This is a genomic window from Arthrobacter sp. 9V (assembly GCF_902506065.1).
GTDB lineage: Bacteria > Actinomycetota > Actinomycetes > Actinomycetales > Micrococcaceae > Arthrobacter.
In genome coordinates this window covers 1,077,560-1,099,045 of sequence record NZ_LR732912.1, presented here as the reverse complement: position 1 = coordinate 1,099,045, position 21,486 = coordinate 1,077,560, and the positions used below count along the sequence as shown (strand labels likewise).

Here is a 21,486-nt window from a genome sequence, read left to right as displayed (position 1 = left end):
ATAAGTGTTTCAATGAATGCATGACAGATCACACCGCCGAGCAAGCAGGATGGGCAGCAGCCCTGCATGCCCATGGCCGGCGTGTGACCAAACAGCGGCTGGCAGTGCTCGCCGCTGTTCAGCACCATCCACATTCCCCGGCAGAAGGCATCCTTGCCGCTGCCCGCAAAGAGCTCCCTGAACTGACGGCGCAGTCCGTTTACGTGGTGCTCAGCGACCTCACGGACTTGCAGATGCTGCGCCGCTTTGAACCTCCGCACTCCCCGGCGCTCTATGAAACCCGGGTGGGCGACAACCACCATCACGCCGTCTGCATCAGCTGCGGCAAGGTGGAAGATGTGGATTGCGCCGTGGGCCACGCACCCTGTCTCACCCCGCATTGGGACGAAAATTCCAAGCCCATGACCATCCAGATCGCAGATGTCCTGTACCAAGGCATCTGCCAGGACTGCCAGTCCAAACAACAGCTTCCCGTAACTTCCGTAACTCAGAAATAAGAAAAAGGAGAACAATGACTGCCATTTCAACAACTCAGTCAGGTGCCCCCGTAACCTCCGACGCGCACTCGAAGTCCGTCGGCGCTGACGGTGCCATCATCCTCACCGATCACTACCTGGTGGAGAAGCTCGCGCAGTTCAACCGCGAGCGGGTCCCGGAGCGTGTAGTACACGCCAAGGGTGGCGGCGCATTCGGTACGTTCAAGACCACCTCGGACGTTTCTGCCTACACCAAGGCAGCTTTCCTGCAGCCGGGCGTCGAGACGGACATGCTGATCCGTTTCTCCTCCGTTGCGGGCGAGAACGGTTCTCCCGATACCTGGCGTGACCCCCGCGGTTTCGCCGTGAAGTTCTACACCTCCGAGGGCAACTACGACCTCGTTGGCAACAACACCCCCGTCTTCTTCATCCGCGACGGCATCAAGTTCCCGGACTTCATCCACTCCCAGAAGCGCCTCCCGGGCAGCCACCTGCGTGACGCTGACATGCAGTGGGACTTCTGGACCCTCTCCCCCGAGTCCGCCCACCAGGTCACCTGGCTCATGGGCGACCGCGGCCTCCCGGCTTCCTGGCGTGAAATGCAGGGCTACGGCTCGCACACCTACCAGTGGATCAACGCCGCCGGTGAGCGTTTCTGGGTCAAGTACCACTTCAAGTCCAACCAGGGCGTCAAGACCATCACGGGCGACCAGGCTGAGCAGCTTGCCGGCTCGGACGCTGACTTCTACATCCGCGACCTCCAGGAGAACATTGCCGACGGCAACTTCCCCTCCTGGGAGCTGCACGTCCAGGTCATGCCTTACGAGGATGCCAAGACGTACCGCTTCAACCCGTTCGACCTCACCAAGGTCTGGCCGCACTCTGACTACCCGCTGATCCACGTGGGCACCATGGAGCTGAACAAGAACCCGGAGAACTACTTCGCGCAGATCGAGCAGGCCACCTTCGCGCCGTCGAACTTCGTGCCGGGCATTGCTGCTTCCCCGGACAAGATGCTGCAGGCCCGCATCTTCTCCTACGCAGACGCACACCGCTACCGCGTGGGCACCAACCACGCACAGATCCCGGTGAACCAGCCCAAGAACCAGGTGAACAACTACAGCCAGGATGGCCAGGGTCGTTTCCTGTTCAACTCCCCCTCCACCCCGGTCTACGCACCGAACTCTGTTGGTGGCCCGGCTGCTGTTGAGCCCACGTCGCCTGCCGGTGGTTGGGAGAACGACGGCGAGCTCACCCTCTCCGCCCACACCCTGCACGCTGAGGACGACGACTTCGGCCAGGCCGGTACCCTGTACCGCGAGGTTTACGATGACGCTGCCAAGGCCCGCCTCCTGGACACCATCACCGGTGCCGTTGGCGGCGTGAAGAACGCCGACATCAAGGAACGCGCCATCCAGTACTGGACCAACGTTGACTCCGAGCTTGGTGCCAAGCTCCGCGCCAACCTCGGTGCAGGTCAGACCGAGTCCGACGCCGAAGCAGCCAACAAGCTCTAAGCGTCTTTGCTCTACAGCATTTCCTGGAACACCCCGTTGCGGATTCTCTCCGCGGCGGGGTGTTCTTTTTGTTTTCCACATAGCTCACCCCGGCTATGGCTGGGGTGGCGTTGCCGTCCCTAGGATCCTTGTATGAGCACATTCGAAGGTATCCCGGCTGCAGCGTTCCATTTCTACGCCGAGCTTGAAGAGAACAACAACCGTGAATGGTGGCTGGAGCATAAAGCCACGTACGACGCCGAGGTGAAGGAACCGCTGGTTGCGCTCCTTTCGGAGCTGGAGCCTGAGTTCGGGCCGGCCAAGATTTTCCGGCCCAACAGGGACGTCAGGTTCTCCCAGGACAAGTCTCCCTACAAGACAGCCCAAGGGGCTTTCGCTGCCGGCCAGGAGGGGGTGGGATTCTATCTCCAGATCAGTGCCGACGGCCTGCTGATCGGCGGCGGGTACCATTCCCACACGCCTGCCCAACTGGCACGTTTCCGCGCTGCGGTAGATGCTCCCGAGAGTGGATTGGAGCTCCGGAATATTGTGGATGCAGTGGCGGGGGCAGGTTTCACCATTCAAGGCGAAAAGCTCAAGACCGTTCCGCGGGGCTTCGATAAGGACCATCCGCGGGCGGAACTGCTCAAGCACAAGTCGCTGTCAGCCGGCGTGGAGGTGGGTCAACCCGATTGGCTTTCCACTCCTGCAGCCAAGGACGAGGTTGCGGCCCGCTGGGAAGTCCTGAGGCCGCTGGTGGAGTGGGTTGGTGAGCATGCAGCGCCGTAGCTGACGCTGGCCCTGCTGAGACGTTTCGCCGGCGCTGGCGGGCAGCACGCAAAAGCGCCCGGAAACCTATGGTTCCCGGACGCCCTTGGAGCTAATCAGACCGCTACTACCACGAGATCAGCCAGCTGTCAGACAAGCTGCTCGCATTGGTCTATACCTTGGTAAAGGTATCTTCGTCCTCGTCGCCCTTGCTCTGGCGGCTCTCGGGCGTGCTGTTAACAGAGGCCTTGGCCGCGGCGAACTTCTCATTCAGCCGGGAATGACGCTGGCCGTAGGCGAAGTAGATGCCCATGCCAATGACCAGCCAGATTGCGAAGAAGATCCAGGTTTCAACGGCGAGGTTGGTCATGAGGTAGAAGCAGAGTACTGCGGAAACCCACGGCAGAACCTTTCCGAACGGCACACGGAAGGCCGGTTTCAGGTCCGGACGCTTCTTCCGCAGCACCAGGATGCCCAGGCTCACCATCACAAACGCCGAGAGCGTTCCGATGTTGATCATTTCTTCGAGCAGATCCACCTTGGTTACGCCCGCCACCACGGCCACAGCCGCACCACAGATGATCTGCAGACGGGCCGGCGTGGAGCGCTTTTCGCTGGTTTTGGACAGTGAGCGTGGCAGGAGTCCGTCGCGGCTCATGGCAAGGACCACACGGGACAGGCCCATGAGCAGCACCATGATCACGGTGGTCAGGCCCACCAGGGAACCGAACGCGATGATCTTGGCAGCGTCCGTATTGCCCACGGCCTCGAAAGCTGTGGTCAGGGTGGGGTTCTTCACCTCGGCCAATTGCGTGTAGGAGACCATGCCGGTCAGGGCCAGGGAGACGAGGATGTAGAGCAACGTGACCACTGCGAGGCCACCGAAGATACCGCGGGGCAGCGTCTTCTGCGGGTTCTTCACCTCTTCTGCCGAGGTTGCCACCACGTCAAAGCCGATGAAGGCAAAGAACACCAAGGCTGCACCGGCGAAGACACCCAGAGTTCCGTACTGCGCCGGAGCGGCACCGGTGAGGAAGCCGAAGAACGACTGCTTCATAACGTCCGCGGCACCGGAGTCGGTGGGCTGGGAGGCAGGAATGAAGGGGGTGTAGTTGGAGAACTTCACGTAGCTGAAGCCCACAACGATCACGAAGAGCACCACGGCGATCTTGATCAGGGTGAAGACGTTGCCGACGCGGGCGGACAACTTTGTCCCCAGCACCAGCAGCACGGTGAAGATGGCAACAATGAGGAACGCACCCCAGTAGAGGTCAACACCGGCCACCTGGATTGACGGCGGCATCTCCACGCCCATCAGCCCAAAGACCGTGCTGAGGTAGATGCCCCAGTACTTGGCGATCACGGCTGCGGCGGTGAAGAGTTCAAGGATGAGGTTCCAGCCGATGATCCATGCCAGGACCTCGCCCATGGTGGCATACGTAAAGACGTAGGCCGAGCCCGCAACCGGGATCGCGGTGGCGAATTCGGCGTAGCACATGATGGCCAAGGCACAGGTGACGGCGGCGATGGCAAAGGAGATGGTGACGGCGGGGCCGGCAAAGTTTGCAGCAGCTTTGGCACCGACGGAGAAAATCCCGGCGCCGACGGCAACGGCGACGCCCATGATCATCAAGTCCCAGGTACTGAGGCTTCGCTTCAGCTTGCGCCCGGGCTCGTCGGCATCGGCGATCGACTGCTCGATCGGCTTGGTCCTGAAAATGTTCATAAAAATGCCACATTCTGGAGGGGGGTGGTATAGGACTCATCAAGAATAGTGTCCGGCCAATGGACGGCCATATTTATCCCAGATAGTGAGACGAACCACGAAACGCCGTGACGGGTGTGACTGGTGGGACGAAGGCCGGTTAGCCTCGTCACACCAGTCGACTACCCCTAAACGCTGGGTACGTCCCAGTCCATGAGGGTGGAACGGATAAGGAACCGCTTGCCCTCGGGTGACTCCACCGAGAATCCACTACCGCGTCCAGGGACCACGTCAACCGTTAGATGAGTGTGGGACCAATAATTGAACTGTTCTTTGGACATCCAAAACTCGAGGGGCTGTGGCTCCCCGCCGGTTCCGATATCGAAGCGGCCCAAGAGGACGTCGGAGTCACCGGTGAGAAACTCCCCCGCCGGGTAACACATGGGCGCAGAGCCATCGCAGCAACCACCGGACTGGTGGAACATGAGCGGCCCGTGCTGCTCCCAGAGCTTCCGGAGGAGTTCCACGGACACCGCGGTGAGCGCCACCCGGGAAAAGTCTTCCCCGGGCAGCGTCACCGCAGCTTCCACGCTGATGTTGTGCATCAGAACTTCAGCACCACACGGCCGTCGATCTTGGCGTGCTTCATCTCGTCAAGGACTGCGTTGACTTCGTGGAGCTCCCGGGTGGAGACCGTTGGCTTGATCTTCCCCTGGGCGTAGAACTCCAGCGCTTCTTCGAGGTCCTGCCGCGTTCCCACGATCGAGCCGCGGACCGTGAGGCCCTTCAGGACGATCTCGAAGATGGGCGCCGGGAAATCTCCCGGGGGCAAGCCGTTGAACACGATGGTTCCACCACGACGCGCCATGCCGATTGCCTGCCCGAACGCCGATGGGTGGACCGCGGTCACCAGGACACCGTGGCAGCCGCCCGTTTCACGCTGGATGACCTCCGCCGGATCTTCATGCAGAGCGTTGACCGTGAGCTCGGCGCCGTGCTCCCGGGCCAGTGCCAGCTTGTCATCGGCAATGTCCACAGCCACCACCCGCAGCCCCATGGCCACGGCGTACTGGACAGCGATGTGCCCCAGTCCGCCGATGCCGGAGATGGTGACCCACTGTCCCGGCCTGGTCTCAGTCATCTTCAGGCCCTTGTAAACAGTGACCCCGGCACACAGTACCGGCGCAACTTCCACGGGATCCGAACCTTCGGGAATCCTCGCGGCAAAACGCGTATCCACCAGCATGTACTCGCCGAACGAACCATCCACGCTGTAACCACCGTTTTGCTGGGACTCACAGAGAGTTTCCCAGCCGGTACGGCAATACTGGCAGTCTCCACAGGCGGACCAGAGCCAGGCATTTCCCACCAGCTGGCCAATCTCAACGTCTGTGACGCCCTCGCCCAGAGCCACCACTTCGCCCACACCTTCATGGCCGGGAATGAACGGGGGCGTCGGCTTGACCGGCCAGTCGCCTTCGGCGGCGTGCAGGTCCGTATGACATACCCCCGAGGTGATGAGGCGGACCAGCGCCTGGCCGGGACCCGGCGTCGGGCGTTCCACCTCCTTGACCTCAAGGTCGCTTCCGAATTCCGTAACTACTGCTGCTTGCATGGTGCTCATTGACGATCTCCTTTGATCTGTACGAATGATGGGAGTTTTTGTACAGCTGATGCCCCTAAAACCGGCTCAAAGGGGCATCTGCTGTACAAGAACTTTTAGAAGAAGCCGAGCTTGTTCTCGTTGTAGCTGACCAGGAGGTTCTTGGTCTGCTGGTAGTGGTCCAGCATCATGGCGTGGTTCTCACGGCCGATACCTGAGGACTTGTAGCCACCGAAGGCGGCACCTGCCGGGTAGGCGTGGTAGTTGTTGACCCACACGCGGCCGGCCTGGATCTCCCGGCCTGCACGGTAGGCCACGTTTCCGTTGCGTGACCAGACGCCGGCACCCAGCCCGTAAAGGGTGTCGTTGGCGATGCCGATTGCGTCGTTGTAGTCACTGAACTTGGTCACGGACACCACCGGGCCGAAGATCTCCTCCTGGAAGATCCGCATCCGGTTGTGACCCTCGAAAATAGTGGGCTGGACGTAGTAGCCGCCGGCCAGGTCACCGGACAACTCAGCCCGGGCACCGCCGGTGAGCAGCTTGGCGCCCTCCTGCTTTCCGATGTCAATGTAGGACAGGATCTTCTCCAGCTGGTCATTGGATGCCTGGGCACCAACCTGCGTCTCGGTATCCAGCGGGTTGCCCTGAATGATGCTCTTGGTCCTGGCCACCACATCGGTCATGAAGGAGTCGTAGATGCCTTCCTGGACCAGCGCACGGGATGGGCAGGTGCAGACTTCGCCCTGGTTGAAGGCAAAGAGCGTGAAGCCCTCCTGGGCTTTGTCGTAGAAAGCGTCGTTCTGGTCAGCGACGTCATCGAAGAAGATGTTGGGGCTCTTACCGCCAAGTTCCAGCGTGACCGGAATGAGGTTGTTGGACGCGTACTGGCTGATCAGGCGTCCGGTGGTGGTCTCACCCGTGAAGGCGATCTTGCGGATCCGGGAGCTTGAAGCGAGCGGCTTTCCCGCCTCCACACCAAAGCCGTTGACCACGTTCACCACACCGGCCGGGAGGAGATCGCCAATGAGTTCCATGAGGACCAGGATGGATGTGGGCGTCTGCTCTGCAGGCTTGAGCACTACGGCGTTGCCGGCTGCCAGCGCCGGTGCCAGCTTCCAAACGGCCATGAGGATGGGGAAGTTCCAGGGGATGATCTGGCCAACAACGCCCAACGGTTCCTTGAAGTGGTACGCAGTGGTGTCCTCATCCAGCTGGGAGAGGTGGCCTTCCTGTGCACGGACGGCGGAGGCGAAATAGCGGAAGTGGTCCGCAGCCAGCGGGATGTCAGCGTTGAGGGTCTCACGGACGGGCTTGCCGTTGTCCCAGGTTTCCGCCACTGCGAGGAGCTCCACGTTCTCGTCAATGCGGTCGGCGATCTTGTTCAGGATCGCAGCGCGTTCAGTGGCAGAAGTCTTGCCCCAGGAGGGTGCAACCTTGTGCGCGGCGTCCAACGCCAACTCGATGTCCTCGGCGGTGCCGCGGGCAACTTCGCAGAAGGCCTTGCCCGTAACGGGAGTGATGTTCTCAAAGTAGGCGCCCTTGACGGGGGCAACCCATTCGCCGCCAATCCAGTTCTCGTAACGGTCCTTGAAAGTGACCTTCGAGCCCTCTGCACCCGGCTGTGCGTAAACGGTCATTGCTAGCTCCTTTGCTGCGAATCACGGTGGCTATCGCCATTGATCCGAGCCTAGGAGCCGGGAGGTTGCAGCTACGTTGCAACCATGTGAGTCAGCTCACTCGCTATGGTTCACAACGTCAGGTCCGCTTCGATCCGTTCCAAGTCAGCCACGACGGCGGCCCGCTTGGGTGAGCGCGGCGGCAGCAGCTTCAGGACGGCAAGGCGGAGATCGACGTCGTACTTCGCCTCCGGCAGCTCAGCGTACTTCAGGAGCGATTCGACGCTCCCGTCGCTGAGCAGCGCCTCCCGCAGAAGGTGCGAGACCCTCTCACGCAACTGCACGACGCCGGGCGCCTCCGAACGCGGCAACAGCCCACCTTTGTAGATTTCCAAGGCAATCCGGTGCGCGCCGCGCTGGAGGCAACTCAGGACCTGGCCGGAATCCGGCAACAGCTCCACTGGCAAACGGTACGGACGGGACTCCGGGACAGCGTCCGGGCTGAGTTCCTGCATGACTTTACGGAGGCGCACCATTTCCGCCCTGAGGGTCACGGCCGAACCATCCCCGGGGTACAGCAGGCTGCAAAGATCTTCAGCACTGAGCCCAGCCGGGTGACTGCTGAGGATGGCCAGGATCTCGCTATGCCTCGCGGACAAAGAAACCGTCCTGCCATCGATGCTGAGCAAGGCCTGATCGCGGCCCAGTAATTGCAGACTGTTCCGGTACAGCGTGTGACCGGAGACGGCGGCCGCACTCCGGCGTCGAGGTTTGTCCTTGACGGCGGCGGCCAGCGTCAAACGTTCAATGCGCAGCTGCGCCTGGGCCGCGGCAACCGTTGCCTCCACCAAGGAAAGGGTATGCGCGGCCACCGCGGTTTCGGTGCCGGTGATATCCACAACGCCGAGTACCGCGCCGGAATCGGGATCGTGGAAGGGCACAGCAGTGCAACTCCAGGGGTGGACGGAGCGTTTGAAGTGTTCCGCGCCCGAGATCTGGATGCTACGGTCCAAAGCCAGCGCGGTGCCGGGTGCGCTGGTGCCAACAGAGGCCTCGGACCAGTCAGCACCGGCCACGAACATCATGCCTTCAGCGCGGCGTTGCATCACCGGATCGCCATCAACCCACAGGAGTCGGCCGACGTCGTCGCCCACCGCAACCAACAAGCCGCTGTCATGGCTCGGTTGAACCAGGAGCTTCTTGATGACAGGCATGATGGTGGCCAGGGGATGCTGCCGGCGGTACTCCTCCAGCTCATCCCGGTCCATGGCAAGAGGTGCCTCGGCTACATCCGGGTTTGCTTGCAGGCTCGCCGAACGTTGCCAGGACTCACGGACCAACCGGCGTAACCCGGCGATGTCCTCAGGCACACCAAGACGCAAAGAATCCAGGCGCTCATGCCCGGTGAGGGCGTGCTTCTGCAACAGTTCCGCGGCCTCGCTGCTTGGAACCGGCGGATGAATTGGATTCCTCATCGAACTCCCTGATAGTCCGCAACAACAGTGCGCTGCACGTGTGGTGGGCGGGACAGTACCGTGAAGTCTAGTTCGGAAATCGGACTTTTTGTACAGCTTAAGCCCCTAAAACGGCTGCATAAGGGCATCACCTGTACAAAAACTCCCCGGTTAGCCGCGGGAGATCCTGATCATTTCCTCACGCGGAACAACCTTGATGCGCTCGCGGACCACACCGTTGCCGTTTTCCTCGCCGCCGTGCTCTCCGGCGGAGGTCCATGCAGCACCCAGGGCGGCTTCGTGGGCATCGAGCCTGTTCCAGCCCTCCCAGGTGGTGTACTCGATTCCGCGTTCCTCAAGGAGGTCGATAATGGCCTGCGGATCCGGGTTTTCAGCCGGGGGAAGGTTGAGCCTGTCCTCCAGGAGGAAGCCAATGGTCTCCAGGGCGTCGCCCTTGGTGTGCCCGATCAGCCCCACCGGTCCGCGCTTGATCCAGCCTGTGGCATAGATTCCCGGAACGGGCTCGCCGTCGGCATCCAGGACGCGGCCGCCGTCGTTCGGTATGACGCCGCGGCGGGCGTCGTACTCCAACTCCTCCAACGGCGAACCGTGGTAGCCGATTGCACGGTACACAGATTGGACCGGGTACTCGATGAACTCCCCCGTGCCTTTGACGTTGCCCGTTCCATCCAGTTGCATGCGCTCGAACTTGATGCCGGACACTTTTCCAGGCGTTTCGGGCGAGTCCAGAATTTCAACGGGGCTGTGCAGGAAGTGCAGGTGAAGTCGCCGGGAGGAAGGCTGCTCCGATTCTGCGTGATCCTCCACCAGCCAGTTGGTCATGGTGTTGACCATGGTCTTGATCTGGTTGTTTGACTTGATGGCCTCATCCGAAGCTTCGTCGAACTCGAAGTCCTCCGGGTACAGGACAATGTCCACATCCTTGCAGTGGGACAACTCCCGCAACTCCAACGGCGTGAACTTCACCTGCGCAGGACCTCGCCGCCCAAAAACGTGCACGTCAGTGACCGGCGACTTTTTGAGCCCTGCATAGACGTTGTCCGGGATCTCGGTGACCAGGAGTTCCTCGGGGTGCTTGACCAGCATCCGGGCCACATCCAAGGCCACGTTTCCGTTGCCGATCACTGCGATTTCCTTGGCATGGAGCGGCCAGTCGCGGGGAACGTCCGGGTGACCGTCGTACCAGGAAACAAAATCGGCGCCGCCAAAGGAACCCTCAAGCTCAACGCCCGGGATGTTCAGGTCGGCGTCCTTAATGGCCCCGGTGGAGAAAATCACGGCGTCATAGAAAGCACGGAAGTCGTGCAGCGTGAGGTCCCTGCCGTAGGTGACGTTGCCCAGGAAACGGATATCGCCGCGGTCCAGGACCTTGTGCAGCGCATTGACGATGCCCTTGATCCGCGGGTGATCCGGAGCCACGCCGTAGCGGATCAAGCCGTACGGCGCCGGATACGCCTCGAAGAGATCAATGCTGACCTCCACATGCCCGTCCTTGACCTCGTTGGATTTGGTCAGGATATCCGCGGCATACACGCCTGCGGGTCCCGCGCCGACGATCGCAACGCGAAGCGGACGATTGGGGGTTGTTGCGGCTGAGTTGGACACCGTTAGCCCTTCCGAAGCAGTGAGCCACGCCATTGTTGGGGCGCGCAGATTCCAATTCTAGATGTCCGCCCAACACCGGACCGCTTATATGGCAGGAGTCACAGAAATTGGCAAAGATTGCGGAATATTGCGGGGGCAGCTGGTGTTGGCGACAATGTGTCGACTCCGGATCAGATAGCTGCCAACTCACCCACGTCAAACCAGCCAACGACGACAGCCGGGGGCGGTACCGGCGGTTCCGGCGGCTCGCCGAAATCGGGCGGCAAGCCTGTGAGAAGCGAGTCGACGGCGGGAATCCTGTTTGGCATCGGCGCGTACGGCCTGTGGGGCCTGCTTCCCCTGTACTTCTTCATCCTCATGCCCGCCAGTGCACTCGAGATCGTGGCCAACCGGATCGTCTGGTCCTTGATCTTCTGTGCTTTGCTCATCACTATCACGCGGGCTTGGCGGGTTTTCGGCGCTGCAGTGAAGGACCGAACTGTTTTCGGCCCACTTGCCGTGGCCGCGGTGCTCATTGCCATCAACTGGCTCACATACACCTTCGGCGTCACCACAGGGCATGCCGTTGAGACGTCATTGGGTTACTTCATCAACCCCCTGGTCTCAGTTTTGCTGGGAGTGTTCGTCCTCAAGGAAAAACTGCGGCCCCTGCAGTGGGCAGCAGTTGGCATCGGGTTTGTGGCAGTCGGCGTTCTGACGTTCTCCTATGGCCAGCTCCCCTGGATTGCCCTGATCCTTGCGTTCAGCTTTGGCCTCTACGGCTTCGTGAAGAAACGTGTTGGCCCCAAGGTTGACGCCCTCACCAGCCTCAGCGTGGAGACCGTTGTGTTGGCGCCCTTCGCCGCCATCACCATGGTGGTCCTGGGAGCCACCGGCGTTGCCACCTTGACCACCCAGGGAGCGGGGCACCTATGGTTGCTGGTGGCCTCCGGCATCATCACAGCCGTGCCGTTGCTCTTCTTTGGCGCTTCAGCCCGTCGTTTGCCGATGACGACCATTGGCCTGCTGCAGTACTTCGCCCCCGTCCTCCAGTTCATTGTGGCGCTGACGGTGTTCAACGAGACCATGACCACGGCCCGCTGGATCGGTTTCTGCGTGGTGTGGTTGGCCCTGGTTCTGCTGACTGTGGACATGCTCCGGACAACGCGGAAGAACTCGGTCCTCAAAAAGCAGGCCCGCCGCGAGGCGGCGTCCACAGCGTAGTCCCATGGCCGCCTGCCTGCCGCGCCGGGAGAGTTAAGCAAAGGAGGGCCGGGTTCACGATGTGAACCCGGCCCTCCTTGTGCGAAGCGGTGAAGCTTACGCGTGTGCCTTGATGGCCGCTGCGAGGACCTCGAGGCCATCGATCAGCAGTTCGTCGCTGATGACCAGCGGCGGGAGCAGGCGGATGACGTTGCCGTAGGTGCCACAGGTCAGGATGATGACGCCTTCCTTGAGGCAAGCGGCCGCAACGGCCTTGGTGAGCTCAGCGTTCGGCTCCTTGGAACCGGGCTGGACCAGCTCAATGGCCAGCATGGCGCCGCGGCCACGGATGTCGCCGACCACGGAGACTTCGCCAGCCAGTTCGCGGAGCTTGCCCAGGGCGAGCTCTTCGATGTGGCGGGCGCGGCCGTTGAGGTCGTGCTGCTCCATGGTGTCGATTGCTGCAAGTGCTGCAGCACATGCCACCGGGTTGCCACCGTAGGTGCCGCCGAGGCCGCCCGGGTGAACGGCGTCAAGGAGATCGGCGCGGCCGGTGATGGCGGACAGCGGGAGGCCGCCGGCGATGCCCTTGGCCATGGTGATGATGTCCGGGACAACACCTTCGTGGTCAACAGCGAACCATTCGCCGGTGCGGCAGAAACCGGACTGGACCTCGTCAGCGATGAAGACGATGCCCTTTTCCTTGGCCCACTCGGACAGTGCCGGCAGGAAGCCTTCGGCCGGGACAATGAAGCCACCTTCACCCTGGATGGGTTCAATGATGATCGCGGCAACCTGGTCGCCACCGATCTGCTTCTCAATCATGGTGATGGCACGCTTGGCGGCCTCTGCACCGGTGATTTCCGGGTTCTCTTCACGGAACGGGTAGCTCATGGGCATGCGGTAAACCTCGGGCGCGAACGGGCCGAAGTTGGTCTTGTACGGCATGGCCTTGGCAGTCAGCGCCATGGTCAGGTTGGTGCGACCGTGGTAGGCGTGGTCAAAAGCTACGACGGCGTCGCGGCCGGTTGCCAGGCGTGCAACCTTGACGGCGTTCTCCACAGCCTCTGCACCGGAGTTGAAGAGCACGGTGCGCTTGGCGTGGTCGCCCGGGGTGAGGCGGTTGAGCTGCTCGGCAACTGCAACGTAGCCCTCGTACGGGGTGACCATGAAGCAAGTGTGCGTGAAGTGCGCAGCAGCTTCCTGAACAGCGGCGACGACGGCGGGATCGGACGCGCCGACGCTGGTCACGGCGATGCCTGAGCCGAGGTCAATGAAGGAGTTGCCGTCGACGTCGCGGATGATGCCGCCGTCGGCGTCTTCAACGTAGACAGGAACGCCGGAGGCGACGCCGGCAGCAACGACGGCGGAGCGGCGCTCGGCCAGTGCCTGCGACTTGGGGCCGGGGAAGGCGCCGTTGATGTTGCGCTTCTGCTCGATGCGGTACGAGAGTTCGTTCGCGGTTGTAGTCATGGGAAATTAGCCTTTCTGGGAAGCTCTGGTGAAGGTACGGGTTACGCGAACGCGTTATGCATTCGGGTTATGCATCGAGTGCAGACATCACGTGCTTGATGCGCGTGTAGTCCTCGACGCCGTACATGGAGAGGTCCTTGCCGTAGCCGGACTGCTTGAAGCCGCCGTGCGGCATTTCTGCCGTGAGGAGGATGTGGGTGTTGATCCAGACGGCACCGAAGTCAAGGTCGCGACTCATGCGCATGGCCGTGCCGTGGTCGGTGGTCCAGACGCTGGAGGCCAAGGCGTACTCGACGTCGTTGGCCAGCTCGAGCGCTTCTTCTTCAGTGCTGAACTTCTGGACGGTGATAACAGGGCCGAAGGTTTCCTTCTGCACAATGTCATCGGTCTGCTTGGCGCCGGAGACGATGGTGGGCTCGAAGAAAAAGCCCTTTTCCCCTGCGCGGTGGCCGCCGGTTTCGATCTTGCAGTTGGCCGGCAGGTTCTCCACTACGGAGGTCACAGCGTTGAAGTGGTTCACGTTGTTCAGCGGTCCGAAGTAGTTGTCTTCGTCGTTCTGCGAGCCGGTGTGCAGGGTCTTGGTGTGCTCCACCATTGCTGCCACGACGTCGTCGTGAACCGAGTCTTCCACCAGCACACGGGTGATGGCCGTGCAGTCCTGGCCTGCGTTGAAGAAGGCGAACTCGGCGATAGCCGCGGCGCTCTTCTTGATGTCGGCATCCTTGAAGACGATTGCCGGTGCCTTGCCGCCAAGTTCCAGGTGAGCACGCTTGAGGCCCTTGGCTGCGCCGCTTGCCACGGCGATGCCTGCGCGGACGGAGCCGGTGATGGACACCAGGCCGGGGACCTTGTGGTCAACCATCATGGCGCCGGTTTCGCCGGTGCCGAGGACAACGTTGAGGACGCCGGCCGGGAAGATCCCGCCGGCGAGGCGTGCCAGCACCAGGGTGGACTCGGGGGTGGTGTCCGAAGGCTTGAGGACAATGGTGTTGCCTGCGGCCAGGGCGGGGCCGATCTTCCAGATGGCCATGAGGAACGGGTAGTTCCACGGGGCAACCTGGGCTACCACGCCGATCGGTTCGCGGCGAACGTAGGAGGTGTGGCCTTCGAAGTACTCCCCAGCGGACTTGCCTTCCATGATGCGTGCTGCACCAGCGAAGAAGCGGAGCTGGTCTGCACCTGCAGCAACTTCTTCGGAGGCGATCAGGGAACGGACCTGTCCGGTGTTGCGGTGCTGGGCTTCGACGAGTTCCTCGCTGTTGGCCTCAACGGCGTCGGCGAGCTTGAGGAGCATCAGCTGGCGCTGGCCCGGGGTGGCCTTCTTCCAGGATTTAAAGGTCTGGTTGGCCGCGGTCATGGCGGCATCCACATCGGCCTGCACCGAAATGGGCGACTTGGCAACGATTTCCCCGGTGGCGGGGTTCACGATGTCCAGAAGACCCGTACCTGCCGGCGTAACGAATTCGCCGTTGATGAAGTTCTGCAAGGTTTGAACCACGGTGTGCAACCCTCTTTCGGAGTCTGGGCATGGGTTTAGCTGATCAGAGCCTATGCCAGGGAGGGGGTCCAAGGAATAGCCAGCTGCACACACAAGAACCCCCCGCTTAGTGCGCTTGACCAGTGCCGGGTTACGCTTTAAAGCATGGCAATGTCCCTCGCTTCGCTCGTAGCTGTCCCCTCCCTGAAACTCCGCCAGGCCGGCCTTGCCGAAACCACCTGGAACCAGGACATCAGCTGGGTGGCCGTAACGGAACTGGAAGATCCGCAGCGCTTCCTTAGCGGCGGGGAATTGGTCCTGACCACAGGGCTCCGCCTCAAGAGCGCCGCGGACCAGCGGCGTTTTGTTCGTCAGGCCCAACGCGCCGGCGCAGTGGGGATCGGTTTCGGCATCGGGCTGACCCACGAGTCCGTTCCGGAAGCACTCATCGCCGAAGCCAACCGCTGGGGCCTGCCCCTGGTGGAAATCCCTTATGAGATTCCGTTCATTGCAATCGGCAAGTTGGTGGCGGAATCGCATTCCGCGGACCATTACTCCAATTTGGAGCGGCTCCTCGCCGGGCATCAGATTCTGGCTCGCTCCCTCCTGACCGGCGGCGGGCTGAATGAACTCCTCAAGCAATTGGGCAGCATGCTCCGCACTGACGTAGTGCTCACCCAGTTCAGCGCCCAGCTTTACAACAGCGTGGCGGGTAAACCGGCTCCGACGGCGGAGGGCTGGGCTTCGTATCCGATTCCCACCGGCCGCAGGGATGCTTGCACGCTGTGGCTCCGGCAGCCTTTTGTTGACTCCGGAATCGTCAGCTACGCGCAAAACCTCATCAGCGTTGAGCTCAACAACATGGTCAAACAACGCCAAGCGCAGCGAGCCATGGCCGGGCAGGTGCTGGACGACGTCATCCACGGCACGTTGGAGAGCATCGAGGCCGCCCGGCGTTTGGCCGGCGTCGGCATCAACAGCACCCGCAAGAACGTGGTGCTCGTTGCGGAGTCCGCGGCACACCATAAACAGCTGATCAGTATTTCCCTGCCCCAGACACTGGAGGCCGGCGTCAGCGCCGTCGTCGGGAAGGACCTGGTGACCGTCATCAACGACGACGGCAGCTCGGCCACCGCTCTGGCCAGGAGCCTGAGTGATCATCTGCAGGAAGCCGGCATCCACGCGGTCATTGGTATCGGCGGCGCCTACACGAAGCCGAACGGCCTTCGGTGGAGCTACTTTGAAGCGCGCGACGCCGTGGCGCACGGCTTGCCGGTCAACGAGCCGGAGCGCCTGAGCCTGACGTCGCTTTTGCTGGCCAGCGAGGACGTTCCGTTGGCGGACATGGCCAGCGAATCCCTCACCCCATTGCGGAAATTCGATGCAGCACATGGGGCCGAACTGGTGGCCACACTGGAAAGCTACCTGAACCACAACGGCTCCGTTGCCGCCGTGGCCGAAGCCCTGACGCTGCACCGCAACACGGTGCGTTACCGCTTGGCTCAGATCACCGAGCTAACCGGCTACGACCCCTCCCAGACTCCGGACCGTGTACAGCTCTGGCTCGCGTTGGCGGTCCAGAGACTGGGTTCGCGCAACCCTCGGTAGTCTCTCCGCGAAGGGAGCCTGGAGAGCTTCGCCACAAAACCCTAGACATTAGACGTCAAACGTCTAACCTTTATTTATGGCCGCGACGACTCCCTATACTCCCAGCACTGGAAACATCCCTACTGTGAGCCCTGCCCGGGTTGCTCCTGCCCAGGTGGCCGCCGCCCAAGCAGGCGCTGCGCTCCCGGCAACCTCGGCTGTTCCCAAGACGCGCGTCGTGGCCGTCGTCGGCATCATCGCCGTGGTGCTCATCGGGCTGAACCTGCGCGCGGGCATTACCAGCGCCGCTGCTTTGTTCCATGACCTGCAGCAGGTGCTCGGTTACGGCGCCCTGGTGGCGTCCATCCTGCCCTCCATTCCCCTGTTGTGCTTTGCGGTTGCGGGCATGGGAACGTCCTGGCTGACGCGCCGCGTTGGCGTGGAAAAGGCAATTGCAATCGCCCTTGCACTGCTGGCCGGCGGCTTGCTGGTGCGCGGCGTTCCGGTGACCGGCGCGCTGCTGGGTGGCACAGTCCTGGCGATGTCCGGCCTGGCTGTATGCAACGTGGCCATGCCCTCCTTCATCCGTGAGCACTACTCCGAGCGAACGTCCATGATGACCGGCCTCTACACGTTCACCATGTCCGGTGGTGCTACCTTCGCTGCGGTGGTCAGCGTTCCGTTGGCACAGGAGCTCGGCTCACCCTCCATGGGCCTGGCTGCCTGGGGTCTGCTGGGTGTCGCAGCCCTCCTCGGCTTCCTGCCCATAGTCCTGCACACGCACAGGAACGCCACAAAGATTGATCGGCCCCGGGTCTCCATGTGGCCACTGCTGCGTACCCGCCTGGGAATCCTCATCACCGCAATCTTCACTTTCCAGGCTTTCCTCGCCTACGCCGTGATGAGCTGGTTCGCCTACATTCTTACCTCGCAGGGACTCAGCGCTTCGGACAGCGGCCTGCAGTTCGGCGTGATGCAACTGGTTTCCGTCGCTGCCGGCATGATCCTGCTCGCCTTCGGTTCCCGCCCCGGCATGCTCCGACCCGCGCTGTATTTGGCCAGTAGCTCCACATTGCTGGCCATCGCCGCCATGGTCTGGCTGCCGACGTCGTTGGCGGTTGTTCCGGCCATCCTGTTCGGCTTTGGCTTGGGTATCTTCCCGCTGGTTCTGGTGATCATCAGCCGCAGCGGGCGCTCGACGGCGGAAACCACCGCGCTCTCCACCATCGCCCAGTCGCTGGGCTACTTGATTGCAGCAATCGGACCCTTTGGCATGGGCCTGCTCCACAGCGCCACCGGCGGCTGGGTGTTGCCGCTGAGCCTGCTGTCCGTGGTGGCCGTGGCGCTCATGGTTACCTGCCACCTGCTCACCAGCAAGCGCACTGCCACCAAGACCGGACCGAGGACAGCATGACCCTGACCCCTTCGCATCGCCCGGCCCTTGCCGAGGAGATCACCGCCAAGCTGCGGGACATGATCAAGTCCGGTGAGTGGCCGCTTCAGGAGCGCATTCCTGCCGAGCCTGAGCTCATGTCCACTTTGGGTGTTTCGCGGGGAACCCTGCGCGAGGCCATCAAAGCCTTGGCACACTCGGGCATGTTGGAGGTCCGTCGCGGGGACGGCACCTATGTGCGGGCCAACAGCGAAATGTCCGGCGCCGCCCAGCGGATGTACCTGGAACACACCCAGGAACACATTGTTGAGGTTCGCCTCGGCCTGGACACCCAGGCCGCCCGTCTGGCCACGAAGCACGCCACCATGGAGGATCTGGACGAAATGCGCCGACTCCTGGCACTCCGCCACGACGCCTGGCAGGCCGGGGACTACCCCACATGGGCCAGCTCAGACTGGGAATTCCACGAGCGCGTGGCCCTGGCATCAGGGAACCCTTTGCTGCATCAGTTGTATGTGTCCTTTGGCGGCGTGTTCCACAACGACCTCCTTCGGCAGCAACGCAAAGGTGGCTTCAACGGGATTCCCCGCGAAGGCCATGACGAACTAGTGGATGCCTTGGAAGCCCACGATCCCGATGCCGCAGTTCAGAGCGTGTACCGGAACCTGGATTACTGCTCGGACCAGTCGCCGCGTTAGCCCTGCTGGTGTTACGGCGCCATTTCGATCCCGGCCCCAGTTGCGTCCTTGAACCTCGCATTGATCAGCACAACATCGCGCCCGGCCCGGTCCAAGAGGCTAGCCGCAACGCTCGCGCGGTATCCCGTGGCACAGTGCACCCATAACCTGGCGTCCGGCAGTTTGGTGATTCTGCCGGGGAGCTCGTAGACAGGAACGTTGAGCGCGCCCGCTACGTGCGAAGCCGCGAATTCGTCCGGACGGCGAACGTCCAGCACCACCTCCCCCGACTTCCGCTCCGCCAGCAAGAAGCTCCAGTCCCCGTGCGGATAGCTCGTCCTCGGAGACTCCGGTGACCACTGACCAGGATCAGGCCCGACGGCGGCATCCGGGTTATCGATGCCGATCCTCGCCAGATCACGGATCGCCTTCTCAACCTCCTCGCGTTGCCCCAACAGCGTGAGCGGCTGGTTCCACGGGATCACCCAGCCAAGGTAGCTGGTGAAATTCTCCCCGCGGCCGTACTCGAAGCTCACGCTGCCTTGAAGATGAGCGTCAGCGAAAGCTACCCGATTCCGGAGGTCCACCACCCACTCCCCTGCGCTCAGCCGCCGGCCCAGTTCCTCCGGAACAACAGAGTCGGGCACGTCCAGGTTCGCCGGACCCACACCCGCCGCATTGAGTGGGCTCATGTGGGCGTAGTACGCGGGATAAGCCGTGAGGTTCGCCAGCAACTCTGAAACGAAGTGGTCCTCATTGGAATCCGTCAGCGCATGATTTGAGCTCACTTGCTCGCCAAGGGTGGAGGCGTCCTGATGACTCGCCGGGCCGATGGAACAGAACGATCCAAAGCCGTGGGTGGGGTAAAGGGCAGCATACGGCGCCGCCGAATCCACCAAGCGCCGGACTGAGGAGTACTGATCATGGGCCAGCCGGGCGGTGTCATGTGGCGAGACCAGGTCCGTCCGCCCCACTGAACCGTAGAGCAAGCTGCCACCGGAAAACACGGCCTCAGCGCCGTCGTCGTGCGCTTCATCCCGCACCACGTACGAAAGGTGCGTGTGCGTGTGGCCCGGCGTGGCCACCACAGTGACAGCAAGCCGGCCAACGCGAAGAACCTGGCCGTCTGACACCGGGACACGGGTGAAGGAGACTTCGTCAGAGGCGTTCACCCAATACTCAGCGCCGTGCTTCTCCGCCAGGATCAAACCGCCGGTGACGTAGTCGTTGTGCAGGTGCGTTTCGGCTACGTGGGTGATCCGGACGCCGGCATCCCGGGCAGCGGCTTCCACCCGGTCGATGTCCCGTTGGGGGTCGATCACCAAGGCCACAGAGCCGTCGTGCACCAAGTAGCTGCGATCGCCCAACGGGGGAGTTTCCATGACAACGACGTCCATGCTTCAGGTTAAAGCAACGCGGGGTCACTTATGCACCTTCCGGGTGCCCGGAAAGGTGCATAAGTGACCCCGCGTTGTTGTTAGACCTGTGCGGCTACGCCATCGCGGGAGATGTTGACCATGTCCTCGCGCGGCACCACCTTGATGCGCTCACGCTTGACCTCCACACCGTGGGAGGTGCCTGCCTCGGTTGCTGCTGCGCCGAGAGCGAGCTCGTGTGCATCCAGTGCCAGCCAGCCTTCCCAGCTGGTGAACTTCACACCACGGGAATCGAGAAGATCCACGACGGCATCTGCCGCGGGAACCTCTGCGACCGGCAGGTTTTCGCGGTCCTCCAGCAAGTACGTGACGGTTTCGAGGGCATCGCCCTTGGTGTGCCCGATCAGGCCTACCGGACCGCGCTTGATCCAGCCCGTTGCGTAGAGGCCCGGCACGTGCTGGCCGTCGGCATCCAGGACGCGACCGCCGTCGTTGGTGACTACGCCCTTCTTGTGGTCAAACTCGACGTCGGGCAGGGCCGAACCGAAGTAGCCGATAGCGCGGTACACGGCCTGGACCGGGTAGTCGATGAACTCGCCGGTGCCGCGGGCGTTGCCCGTGCCGTCCAGTTCGGTGCGCTCGAACTTGATGCCCGCAACCTTGCCCGGAGTTTCGGCGGAGTCCACGATCTCCACCGGGCTGTGCAGGAAGTGCAGGTGCAGTCGCCGGGAAGCCTTGAGCTCGGAGAGGTCCTCGGGCTGCTCGGCGATCCAGTTGGTGAGGGTGCCAACCATGGTCTTGATCTGGTTGTTGGTCTGAACCTGGCGGTCGGACTCTTCATCGAATTCGAAGTCCTCGGCGTAGAGGATGATGTCCACGTCCTTGGAGTGCGAGAGTTCACGGAGTTCCAGCGGGGTGAACTTCACCTGGGCAGGGCCGCGGCGACCAAAGACGTGCACGTCGGTGACCGGTGAGCTCTTCAGGCCTGCGTAAACGTTGTCCGGGATTTCGGTGACCAGGAGGTCATCGGCGTGCTTGGACAGGACGCGGGCCACGTCCAGGGCCACGTTTCCGTTGCCGAGGACTGCGATTTCCTTGGCCTCAAGCGGCCACTCACGCGGAACGTCCGGGTGTCCGTCGAACCAGGAAACGAAGTCGGCGCCGCCGAAGGAGCCCTCAAGTTCAATGCCCGGGATATTCAGGTCCGCGTCCTTGATGGCACCCGTGGCGAAGATGATGGCGTCGTAGTGCTTGCGGAGGTCCTCGATTGAGATGTCCGTGCCGTAGTCCACGTTGCCGAAGAAGCGGATGTCGCCGCGGTCCAGCACCTTGTGAAGGGCGTTGACGATTCCCTTGATGCGGGGGTGGTCCGGTGCCACGCCGTAGCGGATCAGGCCGTAGGGTGCGGGGTAGCGGTCAAAGAGGTCGATGCTGACGGTGAGTTCGCCGCTCTTGACGGCTTCGCTCTTGGTCAGGATGTCCGCTGCATACACGCCGGCAGGGCCGGAGCCGATGACGGCGACGCGAAGCGGACGGTCCGCAGAACCTACGGGGGTGCTAATTGACACGGCTGT

At 62.3% G+C, this 21,486-nt stretch carries 17 protein-coding genes; 7 read left to right on the top strand and 10 right to left on the bottom strand.

Going from position 1 to position 21,486, the window contains the following annotated elements; translation table 11 throughout:
- Window positions 1–20 precede the first annotated feature (20 nt).
- The 3 genes from BACI9J_RS05125 (at window position 21) to BACI9J_RS05115 (ending at window position 2,761) form a co-directional block, all read left to right on the top strand.
- Window positions 21–497 carry a Fur family transcriptional regulator gene (locus tag BACI9J_RS05125; protein ID WP_159733464.1) on the top strand — a complete coding sequence of 159 codons (477 nt, stop codon included), beginning with the start codon at window positions 21–23 and terminating at the stop codon, window positions 495–497.
- A 14-nt stretch (window positions 498–511) separates the two neighbouring features.
- On the top strand, window positions 512–1,993 hold the full coding sequence (locus BACI9J_RS05120) for a catalase (RefSeq protein ID WP_026539710.1): 1,482 nt from the start codon (window positions 512–514) through the stop codon (window positions 1,991–1,993).
- Window positions 1,994–2,125: 132 nt separating this feature from the next.
- Window positions 2,126–2,761 carry a DUF2461 domain-containing protein gene (locus tag BACI9J_RS05115; protein WP_159733463.1) on the top strand — a complete coding sequence of 212 codons (636 nt, stop codon included), beginning with the start codon at window positions 2,126–2,128 and terminating at the stop codon, window positions 2,759–2,761.
- A gap of 151 nt (window positions 2,762–2,912) precedes the next feature.
- On the opposite strand, the gene BACI9J_RS05110 is transcribed toward BACI9J_RS05115, so the two are convergent.
- From BACI9J_RS05110 to BACI9J_RS05085, 6 genes are all read right to left on the bottom strand, one after another.
- Entirely contained in the window at window positions 2,913–4,466 is a 1,554-nt protein-coding gene (locus BACI9J_RS05110) for an APC family permease (protein WP_159733462.1), read from the bottom strand.
- A gap of 167 nt (window positions 4,467–4,633) precedes the next feature.
- Window positions 4,634–5,050: a DUF779 domain-containing protein gene (locus BACI9J_RS05105; protein WP_159733461.1), complete on the bottom strand. Its 417-nt coding sequence runs from the start codon at window positions 5,048–5,050 to the stop codon at window positions 4,634–4,636.
- Entirely contained in the window at window positions 5,050–6,060 is a 1,011-nt protein-coding gene (gene adhP / locus BACI9J_RS05100) for an alcohol dehydrogenase AdhP (protein ID WP_159736365.1), read from the bottom strand. Before adhP ends, BACI9J_RS05105 begins: the two co-directional genes overlap by 1 nt.
- A gap of 104 nt (window positions 6,061–6,164) precedes the next feature.
- Window positions 6,165–7,688 carry an acetaldehyde dehydrogenase ExaC gene (gene exaC, locus BACI9J_RS05095; protein ID WP_159733460.1) on the bottom strand — a complete coding sequence of 508 codons (1,524 nt, stop codon included), beginning with the start codon at window positions 7,686–7,688 and terminating at the stop codon, window positions 6,165–6,167.
- Between the two features lie 110 nt (window positions 7,689–7,798).
- The gene (locus BACI9J_RS05090) at window positions 7,799–9,142 is read right to left on the bottom strand and encodes a GAF domain-containing protein (RefSeq protein ID WP_159733459.1); all 1,344 of its coding nucleotides are present in this window, start codon (window positions 9,140–9,142) and stop codon (window positions 7,799–7,801) included.
- 150 nt (window positions 9,143–9,292) lie between these two features.
- Window positions 9,293–10,747 (bottom strand): FAD-dependent oxidoreductase, encoded by a 1,455-nt coding sequence (locus BACI9J_RS05085; RefSeq protein ID WP_159733458.1) that lies wholly within the window; start codon window positions 10,745–10,747, stop codon window positions 9,293–9,295.
- A gap of 117 nt (window positions 10,748–10,864) precedes the next feature.
- Here BACI9J_RS05085 and rarD point away from each other — a divergent pair, with 117 nt between their 5' ends.
- Window positions 10,865–11,950, top strand: a complete 1,086-nt coding sequence (rarD, locus tag BACI9J_RS05080) for an EamA family transporter RarD (RefSeq protein ID WP_159733457.1) — start codon at window positions 10,865–10,867, stop codon at window positions 11,948–11,950.
- A 96-nt stretch (window positions 11,951–12,046) separates the two neighbouring features.
- Here the strand turns inward: rarD and gabT are convergent, their stop codons facing one another.
- Both gabT and BACI9J_RS05070 read right to left on the bottom strand, forming a co-directional pair.
- Window positions 12,047–13,402: a 4-aminobutyrate--2-oxoglutarate transaminase gene (gene gabT, locus BACI9J_RS05075; protein ID WP_026539700.1), complete on the bottom strand. Its 1,356-nt coding sequence runs from the start codon at window positions 13,400–13,402 to the stop codon at window positions 12,047–12,049.
- Between the two features lie 67 nt (window positions 13,403–13,469).
- Window positions 13,470–14,900 carry a gamma-aminobutyraldehyde dehydrogenase gene (locus BACI9J_RS05070; RefSeq protein ID WP_159733456.1) on the bottom strand — a complete coding sequence of 477 codons (1,431 nt, stop codon included), beginning with the start codon at window positions 14,898–14,900 and terminating at the stop codon, window positions 13,470–13,472.
- 144 nt (window positions 14,901–15,044) lie between these two features.
- Between BACI9J_RS05070 and BACI9J_RS05065 the strand changes: the two genes are divergently transcribed.
- From BACI9J_RS05065 to BACI9J_RS05055, 3 genes are all read left to right on the top strand, one after another.
- Window positions 15,045–16,487 carry a PucR family transcriptional regulator gene (locus BACI9J_RS05065; RefSeq protein WP_159733455.1) on the top strand — a complete coding sequence of 481 codons (1,443 nt, stop codon included), beginning with the start codon at window positions 15,045–15,047 and terminating at the stop codon, window positions 16,485–16,487.
- A 76-nt stretch (window positions 16,488–16,563) separates the two neighbouring features.
- Window positions 16,564–17,880 carry an MFS transporter gene (locus tag BACI9J_RS05060; protein ID WP_159733454.1) on the top strand — a complete coding sequence of 439 codons (1,317 nt, stop codon included), beginning with the start codon at window positions 16,564–16,566 and terminating at the stop codon, window positions 17,878–17,880.
- Complete coding sequence (locus BACI9J_RS05055) at window positions 17,877–18,557, top strand: FadR/GntR family transcriptional regulator (protein WP_159733453.1); 681 nt, start codon at window positions 17,877–17,879, stop codon at window positions 18,555–18,557. Before BACI9J_RS05060 ends, BACI9J_RS05055 begins: the two co-directional genes overlap by 4 nt.
- An 11-nt stretch (window positions 18,558–18,568) precedes the next feature.
- Here the strand turns inward: BACI9J_RS05055 and BACI9J_RS05050 are convergent, their stop codons facing one another.
- Both BACI9J_RS05050 and BACI9J_RS05045 read right to left on the bottom strand, forming a co-directional pair.
- Window positions 18,569–19,933 carry an MBL fold metallo-hydrolase gene (locus tag BACI9J_RS05050; RefSeq protein WP_159733452.1) on the bottom strand — a complete coding sequence of 455 codons (1,365 nt, stop codon included), beginning with the start codon at window positions 19,931–19,933 and terminating at the stop codon, window positions 18,569–18,571.
- Between the two features lie 80 nt (window positions 19,934–20,013).
- Window positions 20,014–21,480, bottom strand: a complete 1,467-nt coding sequence (locus BACI9J_RS05045) for an FAD-dependent oxidoreductase (RefSeq protein ID WP_159733451.1) — start codon at window positions 21,478–21,480, stop codon at window positions 20,014–20,016.
- Between the last annotated feature and the right edge of the window lie 6 nt (window positions 21,481–21,486).